This is a genomic window from Streptomyces sp. NPDC058985 (genome assembly GCF_042740985.1).
Lineage (GTDB): Bacteria > Actinomycetota > Actinomycetes > Streptomycetales > Streptomycetaceae > Streptomyces.
On record NZ_JBHYJX010000052.1, the window covers coordinates 26,194 to 39,977 of the forward strand.

Consider the following 13,784-nt stretch of genomic DNA (forward strand, 5'->3'; position numbering starts at 1 on the left):
GATGCTGGACATCGCCGACGAGCTGAACCGGTGGGTCGAGCAGGGACGCGACTTCGCCGTGGCCACCGTGGTGGCCGTCGGCGGCAGCGCCCCCCGCCAGCCCGGCGCCGCCCTCGCGGTGGACGCCGACGGCACGGCGATCGGCTCGGTCTCCGGTGGCTGCGTGGAAGGGGCCGTGTACGAGCTGTGCCGGCAGTCGCTGGAGGACGGCGAGACCGTCCTGGAGCGCTTCGGCTACAGCGACGAGGACGCCTTCGCCGTGGGTCTGACCTGCGGCGGGGTCATCGACATCCTCGTGACACCGGTACGGGCGGACGACCCCGCCCGCCCGGTGCTGGCCGCCGCGCTCGCCGCCTCCGCACGGGGGGAGGCGGCGGCGGTGGCGCGGGTCGTGAGCGGTCCGGCGGAGCTGATGGGCCGCGCGCTCCTCGTCCACCCGGACGGCTCCCGCGCCGGCGGTTTCGGCGCCCACCCCGAACTCGACCGGACGGTGGCCGCCGAGACGGGCGCCTTCCTGGACGCCGGCCGCACCTCCACGCTGGAGATCGGTGAGCAGGGCTCGCGCTGCGGGGCGCCGCTCACGCTGCTGATCGAGTCCTCGGTGCCCGCCCCCCGCATGATCGTCTTCGGCGCGATCGACTTCGCCTCCGCGCTGGTCCGCGCCGGAAAGTTCCTCGGCTACCACGTGACGGTGTGCGACGCCCGCCCCGTCTTCGCGACCCGGCTCCGCTTCCCGGACGCCGACGAGATCGTCGTCGAGTGGCCGCACGAGTACCTGCGGCGCACGGAGGTCGACGCGCGCACGGTGCTGTGCGTCCTGACCCACGACGCCAAGTTCGACATCCCGCTGATCAAGCTGGCGCTGCGGCTGCCGGTGGCGTACGTCGGCGCGATGGGCTCGCGCCGCACCCACCTGGACCGCAACGCGCGGCTGCGCGAGGTCGGTGTGAGCGACCTGGAGCTGACCCGCCTCAGGTCGCCCATCGGCCTCGACCTCGGCGCCCGCACCCCCGAGGAGACGGCCCTCTCCATCGCCGCCGAGATCGTCGCCACCCGCCGCGGCGGCACCGGCGCCTCCCTGACCGGCGCCCACACCCCGATCCACCACGACGGCCCGACAGCGCCGGCGGGGCGGATCGGGTCGGTGGCCTAGAAGCCCGCGGCCCAGGTGGGGCGGGCCCAGGGCAGCGCGTGCCGCTCGGCCCGCGCGGGCCCGGGGCGGCACGGATGCGGCGCCGCTCGGGCCCTGCGGGTCGGGCACGGCAAGGACGCCGTGCCCCCGGGGTGCCCACCCCGTGCCGGGCCACCCGCCCCGGCACGGCTCAGCGGCGCGTCAGCGACACGTCCGCCACCACCGGCCGGTGGTCCGAGGCGACCGCCTCCTCCGGTACGGCGGCGCCGCGTACCCGCACGCCCTTGCCCACGGTCACGTAGTCGATCCGCTTCACGGGCGCCGCGGCCGGGAACGTGCCGCCGGTGCCCGACCCGGCGTCGCGCAGCTCCCGCCACAGCGGCGCCAGCTCGGGGGCCGCCGGCTCGGCGTTGAAGTCGCCGAGCAGCACCTGGCGTGCCCCGGGCCGGGCCGCCCGCTCCCGGGCCATGATCCGCCGCGTGTCGGCGACCTGCGCGACCCGCACGGCCGGGTCGGCCCGGTAGTCGAGGTGGGTCACGAACACCTGCACCGGCACCCCGCGCACCTTGAGCGTCACCTCGCCGAACCCGGGCGCGGGAGCCGGCACCGGATTCTCGTCCTGCGTGGACAGACGCGTGATCTCGTGGTTCGCCTCGGACCTGATCGGGAAGCGGGACAGCACCGCCACGCCGTACTCGCGCCGGGGACCGCCCGCCGTCACGGGGTCGAGGCTGTAGATCGGCGCGAACGACACCCGCATCCCGAGCCGCCGCGCCAACTCCCCGGCCACGTCGAGCCCGTGACTGCGGTCTCCCCAGTGCACGTCGACCTCCTGCAGGCCGATCACGTCCGCGTCGAGGGCGCGCAGCGCGGCGGCCTGCCGGTCGAGGTCGAAGACGCCGTCCGAGCCCGTGCCGGCGTGGATGTTGTAGGTGGCGATGCGCAGCGGGACGGTGTGGCCCTGGCCGGCGGAGGCGGGCGGTGCCGCCACGGCCAGCGTCAACAGGGCTCCGGCGACGGACAGTTGGACGAAGGTGCGCGCTCTGGCAGACATGACGGCACGGTACGCGGGAATCGGGCGCCGTGAGCCGCGCCGCGCGAACTCGTCGCCGGCCCGTACCTCGTCCGCCACCCCCGGTTCACGGGCGCCGCAGCAGGTGGTTGACCGCGCGGCCGAAGACGTAGCGCCCCGACCCGCCGAGCGCGCGGTCGAAGGCGGACGGCAGCAGCCGGACGTCCAGTTCCTCGCGCCACAGCACCCGGGTCCGGCCGCCGGGACCCGGACGCACCTCGATCTCGGCCCACCCCCGCACCAGCCGGCCGCGCTTCTCCAGCCGGCACCGGCCCGGCGTGTCGTCCCCGGGCGGCTGCCAGACGGTGACCTCCATCCGGTCGTCGAAGGCGAACGGACCGCCGCCGGTGCGGGCCACGATCACCGTGCCCCGGCGCGTGGGCCCGGGCGTCTCGACGGTGACCCGGGTCAGCGGCACGGCGTCGCCGTGGCGGGACCAGGTGGTGAGGCGCCGCCACGCCTCGTCGAGGGGGAGTGGGGCGGTGCGTTCCAGCGAGAAGGTGACCACGCGACGATCGTAGGGAACGCGGGCCCCGGGGCGCCGACGGCCGGTCCGGACGGTGCCGCCCCCACCGGCAGTCCATCCGCAGCCCTCACGCTCGGTGACATGTGGACGTATGTCCGGATACGGAGTGCGTCCACGAGTGTTTGAGGCGACCACGCCGCGGCACCCGCGACCCGAGACGGACCCCCGCGACACCTCGCCGCTCGGAGCACCCCTCATGCGCACCCTCGGTACCGACGCCACCTCCCACGACCCGCGCCACCCCCCGCGGCGCCCCGGCACCGCGGCGCGCCGGGGGAGGGCGGCCGCATGAGCGCCGGACACGGCGGCGCGGGCCCCGGGAACGGCTACGCCGTCGTCGTCCCCACCCTCGTCCGCGACTCGCTGGCCGACTGCCTGGCCGCGCTGGCCGCCGCGACCGGTCCAGGACCCGACGAGATCGTCCTGGTCGACGACCGGCCCGGCCCCCGCGCCGACCCCGGCGCGCTGGAGCACCCGCTGACCGTCCTCGGCGACCTGCGCGAGCGCACGGTGGTCCTGCGCAGCGGCGGACGCGGCCCCGCCGCCGCCCGCAACACCGGGCTCCGCGCGGTCACCGCGCCCTGGACCGCGTTCCTCGACGACGACGTCCAGGTCGGCCCGCACTGGTGCGGGGACCTGATCCAGGACCTCGCCGAGGCGGCCCCCGACACCGGTGCCGTGCAGGGCGTGATCGCCGTCCCGCTGCCCGGCGAGCGCCGCCCCACCGACTGGGAGCGCGACACCGCGGGGCTCGCCCGGGCCCGCTGGACCAACGCCGACATGGCGTACCGCACCCTCGTGCTCCGGCAGGTCGGCGGCTTCGACGAACGCTTCACCCGCGCCTTCCGGGAGGACGCCGACCTCGCGCTGCGCGTCCTCGACGCCGGGTGGCGCATCCGGCGGGGCCGCCGCACCACCCGGCACCCCGTGCCGCCCGCCGCCCGCTGGGTGTCCCTGGGGCAGCAGCGGGCCAACGCCGACGACGCCCTCATGCGACGCCTGCACGGCCCCGACTGGTGGGCCAAGGCGGTGGCGCCCCGGGGCCGGATCCGGCGCCACGCGGCGATCACCGCCGCGGGCGCCGCGACCCTGGCCCTCACCGTCGCCGGGCGGCCCCGCGCCGCGGCCGTCACCGGGCTCGGCTGGGCGGCCGGCACCGCCGAGTTCGCCTGGGCCCGCATCGCGCCCGGCCCGCGCACCCGGCACGAGGTCACGACCGTGCTGGTCACCAGCGCGCTCATCCCGCCCGTCGCGACCTGGCACCGGCTCAGCGGCCTGTGGCGCCACCGCAACGCCCCCGCCTGGCGGGAGACGCCCGCATGAGCCCGCCCGCGGCCGCCGGGTCCGGGCCCCGCTCCGGCGCCCCCGCGCGGCCGGGCGTCGAGTTCCGCGCCGGCCCGGCCTCCGTCCCCGCCGGCGCTCGCGACGTCACCCTCGCCGGTACGCGAACCCGCGTCGGCAACCGCTCCCTCACCGGCCCCCCGGCCGCTTCCCGCAACAGCCGCCCCGAACCGCCGGACGGCTACGGCCGGGGAACGGCCCCCAAGGAGGTGACCCCATGAGGATCGCCATGGTGTCCGGGCACGCGAGCCCCCTCAGCGAACCCGGCGGTGACGCCGGCGGGCTGAACGTCTACGTGGCCCGCCTCGCCGAGGAGCTGGCGGCGCGCGGCCACGACGTCACGGTGCACACCCGCCGCGACGCCGACGACCTGCCCGCCCGGGTCGCGCTGCCCGGCGGCGTGGTCGTCGAGCACGTGCCGGCCGGCCCGCCTCGGGCGCTGCCCGTGGACGGGCTCCTGCCGCACATGGGCGGCTTCGGCGCACACCTGGCCCGGGCCTGGGCGCGGGAGGGGCCCGACGTGGTGCACGCCCACTTCTGGCTGTCCGGCCTGGCCGCGCGGACCGGCGCAGGGCCGCACGGCATCCCCCTTGTGCAGACCTTCCACACCCTCGGCACCGGCACCGGCGGCCCGCCCGAACGCGTCGGCGCCGAACGGCTGCTCGGCCGTACCTGCCGACGCGCCCTGGCCGTCAGCACCGACGAGGCCGACGCCCTCGGCACCCTGGGCATACCCGCCCGCCGGGTGTCGGTGGTGCCCTGCGGAGTGGACGCCGAGCACTTCCACCCCGCCGCCGACACCGGCCGCACCCCCGAACGCCGCCAACGGCACCGGCTGCTCGCCTGCGGACGGCTGATGCCCGGCAAGGGCTACGACCAGGCCGTCCGCGCCCTCGCCGAGATCCCCGACGCCGAACTCCTCGTCGCGGGCGGCCCGTCGGCCGGTGCCGTGGCGGCCGACCCGGAGGCCCGGCGCCTGACCGCGCTGGCCCGCCGCACCGGTGTCGCCGACCGGGTCCGGCTGCTCGGCGCGGTCCCCCCGGACGACATGCCCGCCCTGCTCCGCAGCGCCGACCTGGTGGTGTGCACCCCCGTCCACGAAGCGTTCGGCTTCGTCCCGCTGGAGGCGATGGCGTGCGCGGTGCCCGTCCTCGCCACCGACGTCGGCGCCCACCGCGACTGCGTGGCGGACGGCAGCACCGGCCGCCTGGTCGCGCCCGAGGACCCCGGCGCCCTCGCGGACGCCGTCCGCGCACTCCTCGCCGAGGAACGGCTGCGCCGGCAGTACGGCAGGAACGGCCGCGAACGGGTCCTGCGGCATCACACCTGGGCCCGGGTCGCCGACTCGGTGGAACAGGTCTACCGCCTGGCCCTGCCCGAACCGCCCCCGGCGACCGGCATGTCAGCGCCCGACGACCGGCTCGAAGGCCTCGCGCACATCGGCGCCGGAGGGCGTGACGGCCATCCGTGACGGCAGACTGTCGAAGTACCTGAGGAGGCCCGGACAGCTCTCGCCGCCCATCTGCACCTTGCGGTCGGTCACGAGCTTCCCGGTCCGCAGCGCGTACGCCTTCACCCGGACCGCCAGCTTGTTGAACCTGACACTGCCGATGCGGCCGTTGTGGTCCCGGTACTGGCACGTCTCGACGACGTCCCCCGCCTCCGTCTCGTCCGCGCACACCACCAGCGCGGCGTCGGCCGCGTCGCCGGCCTTCCAGGCCTCGGGCAGCTGGTCCGTGTACTCGGTGGCCTCGGTATGGCCGACGAACAGGGCCCGGCTCTTTCCCTTGCGGTACTCGGGGGCCCCGGCGTACTTCGCCGGTTTCCGGCAGTATCCGGTGCTCATGCTCTTCGTTTCCGTCACCAGCGACCTGACCTCGCTCAGCTGGATCGCCAGGCCCGCCTTCCTGATGCCGCCGCGCGCGTCGTCGGCGCGGTCGTCGCCGGGATGCTCGTCGAGCAGCCGCTGGTACATGTCCCGCGCGTTCACCCACTGCCCGTCGGCCAGGAGGGCGTCACCGCACTCCCGGAGCGCCCCCGGCGCTATCCGGGCCGCGGTGGCCGAGGAGGGGCCGTCGAGGGCCTTCGGCCCGGACTCCCGCTCCCGCAGCCAGTCCGCGATGTCCATGGTCCGACAGCCGTCCTCGGTCGGCAGCCCCTTGAGGAAGTCCGTCAGCGTCGCCCCGGCCACCCGCTCGTTGCCGGGCTCGCCGAGGACCGCGCGGAGCCGTCCGAAGCCGGTCTCCAGCGCGTCCAGGTCGCCGGTCAGCCCGGTGCTCAGATAGCCGGCGGCCGTGTCCAGGCGCTCGCACGTGGCGACCACACCGTCACCCCGGGCGGCCACCGGCGCCGCGGCGAGCCGGTGGCGGAACCCCACCCCCTCCTGGGCGTCCACTGCCTCCCCGCAGTACCCCCGCGCGTGGGCCGCCGCCACGGCGTCCTCGATGCCGTGGGTGTCGTACCGCACCCACCCGGCGGCCGCCAGCACCGGCAGGGCGAGGCCGAGGGCGAGCACCCGCTGACCGGCCCGGGGGCCCGCCGCGGGATGCCGCCGCGCCAGCCACAGGCCGTGCGCGACCATCGCCGCCCACCACAGCAGCAGGAGTACCTCGCACCACGTCTCGGCCGTGGAGTACGTCAGCCGCAGCAGCGCGACCGTGACCACCGCGCACGCCCAGAACAGCCACCGGCGCCCCAGCATGAGATAACCCGCCCCGAGCAGCGAGGCGTTGCCGACGGCGACGGCGAGCGGATCGGGCTCACGCGGCGGCCGGGGCCCCGCGGGAGGCCGGGGTTCCCAGCCCGGGTCCCAGTACCCGGGCTGGTCCGGCCCCGGGGGCTCGCCCTCGGGGTGCTCCGGATTCTCGTACGGCGGCCGGGTCACGCGTCCAGCTCCTCGCCGGTGCGGAGGTGCCTCTCGCGGGCCCGGACGTACTCCTCGGCGGCCGGCCGGTACAGCAGGACGAGACCCGGGACCGCGAGGAACGCGCCCAGCAGCAGCGTGAAGCCGCCGTACAGCGCGTCCTCGAACGCGAACGTCGCCCCGAGCACGAAGACCACCGCCGTCAGACAGGTCACCGCGGTCCGGGCGGTGCGCTTTCCCCGGCCGGCCCGGACCGCGAACCAGAAGGAGACCGCCATGAGCAGGAGAGCCAGAACCGAGGCCTCCCCCGGACCGGTCGCCGCCGTCGTCGTGACCAGGGTTCCGAGCATCACCAGCACCACCGCCGCCGTCACGCTTCGCGGCCTACGGGTCGTCTCGGCGGTCATCGGATCACTTCCCTCATCCCTCATCCGTCCGTCCCTGAGCCCGGCGTACGCCGATGACTCACGGCGTACGCGGGGTGCCTGCGGGGTGGCGCGGCCGTGAGCGGTACGGCCCGCGCGCCACCCCGCAACTCCCCCGAGTACCGAGTCCACCCCGCGGCGGTGTTGTTCAGCAGCCCGGCCGCCGACCTGAACAATGCGGAACCGGCGCACGGCGGGCCGGGCGGCACCCGACCGTGCGGAACCGGAGTGAAGAGACCGTGAACTCCGCGTGCGCCAACGGCAGATGCCCGCCCCCGTGCTTGCCGCCCCTCCCGCGCGTGCCTACCGTGGGCGCCCGGACGGGGACCGAGAGCTACGGCGGGGCGGGGATACGTGAGCGGACGCGGAGTGGGACGCCGGGAGCGACGGCTCGACCCGGGAGCCGGACCGGTGCAGCGGTTCGCCGCGGAACTCCGCGCCCTGCGCGAGTCGGTGGGGCGGCCGACGTACCGGACGATGGCGGACAAGGTGCCGTTCTCGGTGACCGCCCTGTCCCAGGCCGCGGCCGGACGGCAGCTCCCCACGCTCGCCGTGACCCTCGCCTACGTCGACGTCTGCGGCGGCGACCCCGAGGAGTGGGAGCGGCGCTGGCGGGCGGCGAGCGCGGAGGCCGCCGCCCTCGCCGCCGCCGATGAGGAATCCCGCCCGCCCTACCGGGGCCTGACACGCTACGAACCGGACGACGCGGCGCTGTTCTTCGGCCGCGACCGGCTCGTGGACCGGCTGACCGCGCTGACCCGCCGGCACCGCTTCACCGCCGTCTTCGGGCCCTCCGGCAGCGGCAAGTCCTCCCTGCTGCGGGCCGGGCTCATCCCGCGCCTGCGCACCCCGGAGACCGGTCCGGACGCGCCCTGCGCCCCCGCGGCCGTCCGCGTCCTCACCCCCGGCGCCGATCCGCTGCGCACCCACGCGGACCGCCTGGACCCCGCTCCCGGCGCGGCCCCGGGCGCGGACACCTGGCTCATCGTCGACCAGTTCGAGGAGCTGTACACCCTCTGCGCCGACCCCGCCGAACGCAACGCCTTCGTCGACCGGCTGCTCGCCGCCGCCGCGCCGGGCGGCTCCCTGCGTGTGGTGATCGCCGTACGCGCCGACTTCCTGGGACGCTGCGCCGAACACCCCGCCCTCACGGCGGCGTTGCAGGACGCGACCCTGCTCGCCGGTCCGATGAGCCGCGAGGAGCTGCGGGAGGCCGTGGTCCGGCCGGCCGCAGCCGAGGGGCTGGTCGTCGAACGCGCCCTGACGGCACGGCTGCTCGACGAGGTCGAGGACGCCCCGGGCGGACTGCCGCTGATGTCGCACGCGCTGCTGGAGACCTGGCGGCACCGCACCGGCCGGACCCTCACCGAGACCGCCTACGAGAGGGCCGGTGGCCTGCGCGGCGCCGTCGTGCGCACCGCCGAGGAGGTGTACGGCGAACTCACCCCGCCCCAAGCCGAACTGGCCCGCCGCGTCCTGCTGCGGCTCGTCGCGCCCGGCGACGGCACCCCCGACACCCGGCGGCCCGCCGAACACGCCGAACTCGACCTCGGCGACCCCGACGGCACCCGCGCCGTCCTGGACCGGCTGGTCCGCGCCCGGCTGCTCACCCTCGACGACGGCACCGTCGAACTCGCCCACGAAGCCCTGATCACCGCCTGGCCGAGGCTGCGCGGCTGGATCGACGCCGAACGCGACCGGCTGCGCGTCCACCGCGCCCTCTCCGAGGCCGCCCGCACCTGGACCGGCCTCGGCCGGGAGAACGCCGCGCTCTACGCGGGCTCCCGCCTGGCCGCCGCCCACGACGCCTTCCCACCCGGCCACCGCGCCGAACTCACGCCGACGGAACGCGAGTTCCTCGCCGCGTCGACCGGCCGGCGGCGGCGCGCGCTGTGGCTCCGGCGCGGGCTGTCGGCCGCCCTCGCCCTGCTGGTGCTGGTCGCCTCCGCCACCGCCGTCGTCGCCCTCAGGCTGCGGGAGACCGCACAGGCGGAGCGGGACGACGCCGTCTTCGGCCGGATCACCGCCGAGGCCGACCGGCTGCGCCCCACCAGCACCCCCCTGTCCGCCCGGCTCGACGTCGCCGCGCTCGGCATGCGCACCACCCCCGAACTCAGGACGGCGCTCACCACGGACGCGGGCCGGGTGCTGTCCACCCGGCTGCCCGGACACCGGGACATCGGCAGCGCCGTGGTCTTCGCCCCCGACGGGCGGACCCTCGCGAGCGGCGGCCACGACGGCACCATACGGCTGTGGGACACCTCGGGAGCCGACCCGCGCGCACCGCTCGGCGAGCCGCTGCGCATCACCGGCGGCGACGTCGGCGCGCTGGCCTACTCGCCCGACGGCACGCTGCTCGTCGCGGCCGGCCAGGGCGGCGGCATCCGCCTGTGGGACGTACGCGACCGCGCGCGGCCCCGGCCGCTGGGCCGGCCCCTGGTGAGCCACGCGGAGAAGTCCGTCACCTCCGTGGCCTTCGCCGCCGACGGCCGCACCCTCGCCACCGCGGGCGACGACGGCACCCTCCGCCTGTGGGACGTCCGGGACCCGGCCCGGCCCACGCCGCTCGGCGAGCCGGCCCGCGCCGACACCCGCAGCGTCCGGGACGTCGCCTTCGCGCCGGACGGCCGCACCCTCGCCACCGCCGGACACACCGGGACCGTACGGCTCTGGCGGGCCGACGTCGCCGACGGGCCCGCCCCGCTCGGCGAGCGGCGGCGCGCGCACGACGAGGCGGTCTGGTCCCTCGCGTACTCCCCGGACGGCGACACCCTGGCCACCGCCGGCTACGACGACACGGTGCGGCTGTGGGACGTCTCCGGCGGCGACGCCCCGCGCCCCTTGGGCGAACCGCTCACCGGGCACTCCGCCGCCGTGTGGTCCGTGGCCTTCGGCCCGGACGGACACACCCTGGCCAGCGCCGCGCAGGACGACACCGTGATCCTCTGGAACGTCGCCAACCCCGCCTACCCGCAGCAGATCGGCGAACCGCTGACCGGCCACACCGAGGGCCTCTGGGACCTGGCGTTCGCGCCGGACGGCCGCACCCTCGCCACCACCGGTGCCGACCGGGGCGTCCGCCTGTGGCACCTGCCGGAGAACGTCCTCACCGACTTCACCAACCCGCTCACCGCCGTCGCCTACGCCCCCGGCGACCGGCTGTTCGCCGCCGCCAGCACCGACGACGCCCTGGTCCGGCTCTGGGACGTCGGCCGGCCGGAACACCCGCGCAGGCTGCCGCGAGCCCTCACCGGCCACGAGGCAGCCGTCCTCACCGTCGCCTTCTCCCCGGACGGCCGCACGGTCGCCTCCGGCGACGAGGACGGCACCGTACGGCTGTGGGACGTCTCCGACCCGGCCCGTCCCGCCCCCGCCGCCACCCTCCCCGACGCACACCCGGGCGGCGCCCTCACCGTCGCCTTCTCCCCGGACGGCCGGACCCTCGCGACCGGCGGCGCGGACGAGCGGGCCCGGCTGTGGGACGTCCGCGACCGCGACGACGTACGTCCTGTCGGGGCGCCGCTGTCCGCCCACACCGACTGGGTCGGCTCCGTCGCCTTCTCCCCGGACGGGCACACCCTCGCCACCGGCAGCCAGGACAAGACGGCCCGGCTGTGGGATGTCCGCGACCGCGGCCGGGCCCGGCCGCTGGGCGAACCCCTGACCGCCCACGGCGACTGGGTCAACTCCGTGGCCTTCGCCCCCAAGGAGCACGTCCTCGCCACCGGCGGCCGGGACCGCACCGTACGGCTGTGGGACGTCACGGACCCCGGCCGGGTCCGGCCCCTGGGCGAGGAGCTGACCGGGCACCGCGGCGGCGTCACCTCCGTGTCCTTCGCCCCCGACGGGCGCACCCTCGCCAGCGGCGGCGAGGACCACGCCGTACGCCTGTGGAACGTGGCCGACCCCGCCCGCGCCGAGGCGTTCGGCGGCCCCCTGACCGGCCACCTGGACACGGTCACCTCGGTCGCGTTCGCGCCCGGCGGCGACACCCTGGCCTCCGCGGGCAACGACCTGACGGCCAGGATCTGGACCCTGGACACGGACCGGGCCGTCCGGCACGTCTGCGCCCGCACCGGCGGCGACCTCACCCCCGCCCGCTGGCACGAACTGCTGCCGCAACTCGCCTACCGGCCCACCTGCCGGTAGCCGGGCGGAGAGCGGCTCACAGCGCGTTGGTCACGGTCACCGTCACCTGAGCGCCGGGCGCCTTCTCCGCGAGCGCGGCGGTCACCGCGTCGCGCACCGCGCGGGCGACGGTCAGGGCACGGTGGCCGCGGCGGACGACGATCTGGACGTCGACCTCCCACGGCCCCGCCCCGGAGGCCCGGGTCACCCGCACGCCCGCGGGCGCCCGCCCGGCCGCGCGCGGCGGTCCGGTGCGGGCGGAGCCGCGGACCAGGTCCGCGAGTCCCGGGCGCAGGAAGGCGACGCCCGGCACCTCGGCGGTCACCCGCGCGACGGCTGCGGCGAGTGCGTCACGGCCGGTGGCGGCAGCGGTCACGGTCGGGTCCCTTCTTCCCTGCCGGCCGGTCCCGGCTCCGCGCCGGCCGGCTCGGTCACGTCGGTGATGTGCACGTCCACGTGGTCCACCGGCAGTCCCAGGGAGTCGTCGGCCGCCCCGTGCACCCGCCGCCGGATCTCCTCCGCCAGGCCGCGCAGGTGCGCCGTGAGCGGTACGACGACCTCCAGCCGTACCCGGACCGGCCCGCGCGAGGGCCCGGTGCCGGACTCGGCGGGCCGGATCCGGCAGGAGCCCGCGCGTACGCCCGGCACGGTCTCGGCGGCGGCCCGCAGCGCCTTGGCCGCCATCGCCTCCCGCACCCACAGGTCCTCCGCGCGCTCCCCGAGAGGCAGCGGCGGGCCGGGCCGCAGCTCCAGCCGGACGACGTCCATGACCCGCTCGGTCAGCGCCCCGGCGTCCCACTGCGGCTCACGCCCGCTCCCCGCCTCGCGCACCGCGGCCCCGAGCAGGTCCAGTTGCCGGACGGCGGCCGAGCAGTGCGGGCAGTCCCGCAGGTGCGGGTCGTCCGCGGCGTCCTCCCAGGACTCCCACACCGCGGACAGCAGCCGCCCGCATTCCAGCCGTTCGTCGTCGCCGGACCCGTGGGCACCGCCGGGCCCGGTGCCGGGCCCGGGCAGCTCGGCGCCGGTGTTCATCGCCATGCGGTCATCGCCTCCGTCAGGCAGCGTCGTGCGCGGAACACCCGGCCGCGGGCAGCCTCGGGGCTGATCCCGACCGTCTCCGCGATCGTCTCGTACGACTGGCCCTCCAGCTCTCTGAGCACCCAGCAGACCCGCTGCTCGGGGGAGAGCTCGGACAGTGACCTGCCCAGCGCCACCGCGGCGGCGTGCGACTCGGCGGCCCGTGCGGGGGAGACCGCGTGGTCCGGCGCCTGCGGCTCGGGCACGCTGTCGAGGTCCGTGACGGGGCGTCTGGAACGCAGCATGTTCAGGCACCGGTTGACGACGATGCGGTGCATCCAGGTGCCGAAGGCCGACTGCCCCCGGAACTCCGGGAGCCTGCGCCACGCGCTGACGAACGCGTCCTGTACCGCGTCCTCCGCCTCGGAGGGACTGCCCAGCACGCTCGCCGCCAGCCGCAGCAGCCCCGGCGCGTGCCGGCGCACGAGCGCCTCGAAGGCGTCCTCGTCGCCCTCGGCGGCCCGTACCGCGAGCAGTCCGTCGTCGCCCGGCACGTGCGCTCCCTTCCGTCGTTCCCCACGGTTCCCGTGGGCGGGTTCCCCGGTTGGACACGCCGCCCGCTCCCGGCGTTACGCGAAGAGGTGAAGCCGCGGGAGGAAGAAATCTCCCGGACCCGCGTAACGCCGCATCGCGACCGGTGTCCAACGTCCAGCAACACCAAACGACCACCGTTGACGGAGGACACCATGACGACGACACCGCAGACGGCCACGACCGAGAAGAAGAGCGGCGGCACGGGCATCGGCGCGCAGGGCGGCGCGACCACCGTGAGCGGCGGCTCCACCGGCGCCACCGAACCGGCCGGCACGCGGGGCCGTACGTCCATCGCCGACGTCGTGGTCGTCAAGATCGCGGGCATGGCGGCGCGCGAGATCCCCGGCGTGTACGACATGGGCGGCGGCCTGTCCCGCACCATCGGCGCGGTCCGCGACCGGGTGCCCGGCGGCCGGCCCAACGTGGGCCGCGGCGTGAAGGTCGAGGTCGGCGAGCGGCAGACCGCGATCGACCTGGACCTGGTCGTGGAGTACGGCGTCCCGATCGCGGACCTCGCCCGGGACGTACGGGAGAACGTGATCGACGCCGTCGAGCGCATCTCCGGCCTGGAGGTCGTCGAGGTCAACATCACGGTCAACGACGTCCACCTGCCCGACGACGAGGACCCGGAGCGGCCGGTGGAGGCGCGCGTGGAGTGAGGAGCGGTTTCCGGAGCATGAGCAGGT

13 protein-coding genes are annotated in these 13,784 nt (G+C 76.6%); 6 read left to right on the forward strand and 7 right to left on the reverse strand.

The genetic code is table 11. The features are described 5' to 3' along the window. The first annotated feature begins 1 nt into the window (after position 1). The gene (locus tag ACFW01_RS32545; protein WP_234960965.1) at positions 2-1,153 is read left to right on the forward strand and encodes an XdhC/CoxI family protein; all 1,152 of its coding nucleotides are present in this window, start codon (positions 2-4) and stop codon (positions 1,151-1,153) included. Positions 1,154-1,322: 169 nt separating this feature from the next. Here the strand turns inward: ACFW01_RS32545 and ACFW01_RS32550 are convergent, their stop codons facing one another. Both ACFW01_RS32550 and ACFW01_RS32555 read right to left on the reverse strand, forming a co-directional pair. Further along, positions 1,323-2,186, reverse strand: a complete 864-nt coding sequence (locus ACFW01_RS32550; RefSeq protein WP_384509669.1) for an endonuclease/exonuclease/phosphatase family protein — start codon at positions 2,184-2,186, stop codon at positions 1,323-1,325. Positions 2,187-2,271: 85 nt separating this feature from the next. Beyond that, positions 2,272-2,712: an SRPBCC family protein gene (locus tag ACFW01_RS32555; RefSeq protein ID WP_122618773.1), complete on the reverse strand. Its 441-nt coding sequence runs from the start codon at positions 2,710-2,712 to the stop codon at positions 2,272-2,274. Between the two features lie 306 nt (positions 2,713-3,018). Between ACFW01_RS32555 and ACFW01_RS32560 the strand changes: the two genes are divergently transcribed. The 3 genes from ACFW01_RS32560 to ACFW01_RS32570 are packed head-to-tail and all read left to right on the forward strand — an operon-like array spanning position 3,019 to position 5,542. Continuing rightward, positions 3,019-4,053 carry a glycosyltransferase gene (locus ACFW01_RS32560; RefSeq protein WP_234960967.1) on the forward strand — a complete coding sequence of 345 codons (1,035 nt, stop codon included), beginning with the start codon at positions 3,019-3,021 and terminating at the stop codon, positions 4,051-4,053. Next, the gene (locus ACFW01_RS32565; protein WP_234960968.1) at positions 4,050-4,292 is read left to right on the forward strand and encodes a hypothetical protein; all 243 of its coding nucleotides are present in this window, start codon (positions 4,050-4,052) and stop codon (positions 4,290-4,292) included. The genes ACFW01_RS32560 and ACFW01_RS32565 overlap by 4 nt, the downstream gene beginning before the upstream one ends. Continuing rightward, positions 4,289-5,542 carry a glycosyltransferase gene (locus ACFW01_RS32570; protein ID WP_234960969.1) on the forward strand — a complete coding sequence of 418 codons (1,254 nt, stop codon included), beginning with the start codon at positions 4,289-4,291 and terminating at the stop codon, positions 5,540-5,542. The genes ACFW01_RS32565 and ACFW01_RS32570 overlap by 4 nt, the downstream gene beginning before the upstream one ends. On the opposite strand, the gene ACFW01_RS32575 is transcribed toward ACFW01_RS32570, so the two are convergent. Together ACFW01_RS32575 and ACFW01_RS32580 are read right to left on the reverse strand one after the other, a co-directional pair. Further along, entirely contained in the window at positions 5,474-6,955 is a 1,482-nt protein-coding gene (locus ACFW01_RS32575) for a tol-pal system YbgF family protein (RefSeq protein ID WP_234960970.1), read from the reverse strand. The genes ACFW01_RS32570 and ACFW01_RS32575 overlap by 69 nt on opposite strands. Beyond that, positions 6,952-7,341 (reverse strand): hypothetical protein, encoded by a 390-nt coding sequence (locus ACFW01_RS32580; RefSeq protein WP_234960971.1) that lies wholly within the window; start codon positions 7,339-7,341, stop codon positions 6,952-6,954. The genes ACFW01_RS32575 and ACFW01_RS32580 overlap by 4 nt, the downstream gene beginning before the upstream one ends. Before the next feature lie 372 nt (positions 7,342-7,713). Here ACFW01_RS32580 and ACFW01_RS32585 point away from each other — a divergent pair, with 372 nt between their 5' ends. Then, entirely contained in the window at positions 7,714-11,508 is a 3,795-nt protein-coding gene (locus ACFW01_RS32585; protein ID WP_234960972.1) for a WD40 repeat domain-containing protein, read from the forward strand. Positions 11,509-11,524: 16 nt separating this feature from the next. Here ACFW01_RS32585 and ACFW01_RS32590 read toward each other — a convergent pair whose 3' ends face one another. Genes ACFW01_RS32590 through ACFW01_RS32600 form a run of 3 tightly spaced genes read right to left on the reverse strand, consistent with a single transcriptional unit; the run spans position 11,525 to position 13,058 of the window. Then, complete coding sequence (locus tag ACFW01_RS32590) at positions 11,525-11,863, reverse strand: Asp23/Gls24 family envelope stress response protein (protein ID WP_384509676.1); 339 nt, start codon at positions 11,861-11,863, stop codon at positions 11,525-11,527. Further along, positions 11,860-12,525, reverse strand: a complete 666-nt coding sequence (locus ACFW01_RS32595) for an Asp23/Gls24 family envelope stress response protein (protein WP_234960974.1) — start codon at positions 12,523-12,525, stop codon at positions 11,860-11,862. The genes ACFW01_RS32590 and ACFW01_RS32595 overlap by 4 nt, the downstream gene beginning before the upstream one ends. Beyond that, positions 12,516-13,058, reverse strand: coding sequence for an RNA polymerase sigma factor (locus ACFW01_RS32600; RefSeq protein ID WP_234960975.1), 543 nt, complete (start codon positions 13,056-13,058; stop codon positions 12,516-12,518). The genes ACFW01_RS32595 and ACFW01_RS32600 overlap by 10 nt, the downstream gene beginning before the upstream one ends. A 192-nt stretch (positions 13,059-13,250) precedes the next feature. On the opposite strand from ACFW01_RS32600, the gene ACFW01_RS32605 reads away from it, so the two are divergent. Beyond that, positions 13,251-13,757 (forward strand): Asp23/Gls24 family envelope stress response protein, encoded by a 507-nt coding sequence (locus tag ACFW01_RS32605; protein ID WP_161330275.1) that lies wholly within the window; start codon positions 13,251-13,253, stop codon positions 13,755-13,757. The last annotated feature ends 27 nt before the right edge of the window (positions 13,758-13,784 follow it).

Coding starts and splice junctions, on each gene's coding strand:
- ACFW01_RS32545 (WP_234960965.1), top strand. CDS start 2: ATGCTGGACATCGCCGACGAGCTGAACCGGTGGGTCGAGCAGGGACGC.
- ACFW01_RS32550 (WP_384509669.1), bottom strand. CDS start 2,186: ATGTCTGCCAGAGCGCGCACCTTCGTCCAACTGTCCGTCGCCGGAGCC.
- ACFW01_RS32560 (WP_234960967.1), top strand. CDS start 3,019: ATGAGCGCCGGACACGGCGGCGCGGGCCCCGGGAACGGCTACGCCGTC.
- ACFW01_RS32565 (WP_234960968.1), top strand. CDS start 4,050: ATGAGCCCGCCCGCGGCCGCCGGGTCCGGGCCCCGCTCCGGCGCCCCC.
- ACFW01_RS32570 (WP_234960969.1), top strand. CDS start 4,289: ATGAGGATCGCCATGGTGTCCGGGCACGCGAGCCCCCTCAGCGAACCC.
- ACFW01_RS32580 (WP_234960971.1), bottom strand. CDS start 7,341: ATGACCGCCGAGACGACCCGTAGGCCGCGAAGCGTGACGGCGGCGGTG.
- ACFW01_RS32595 (WP_234960974.1), bottom strand. CDS start 12,525: ATGGCGATGAACACCGGCGCCGAGCTGCCCGGGCCCGGCACCGGGCCC.
- ACFW01_RS32605 (WP_161330275.1), top strand. CDS start 13,251: ATGACGACGACACCGCAGACGGCCACGACCGAGAAGAAGAGCGGCGGC.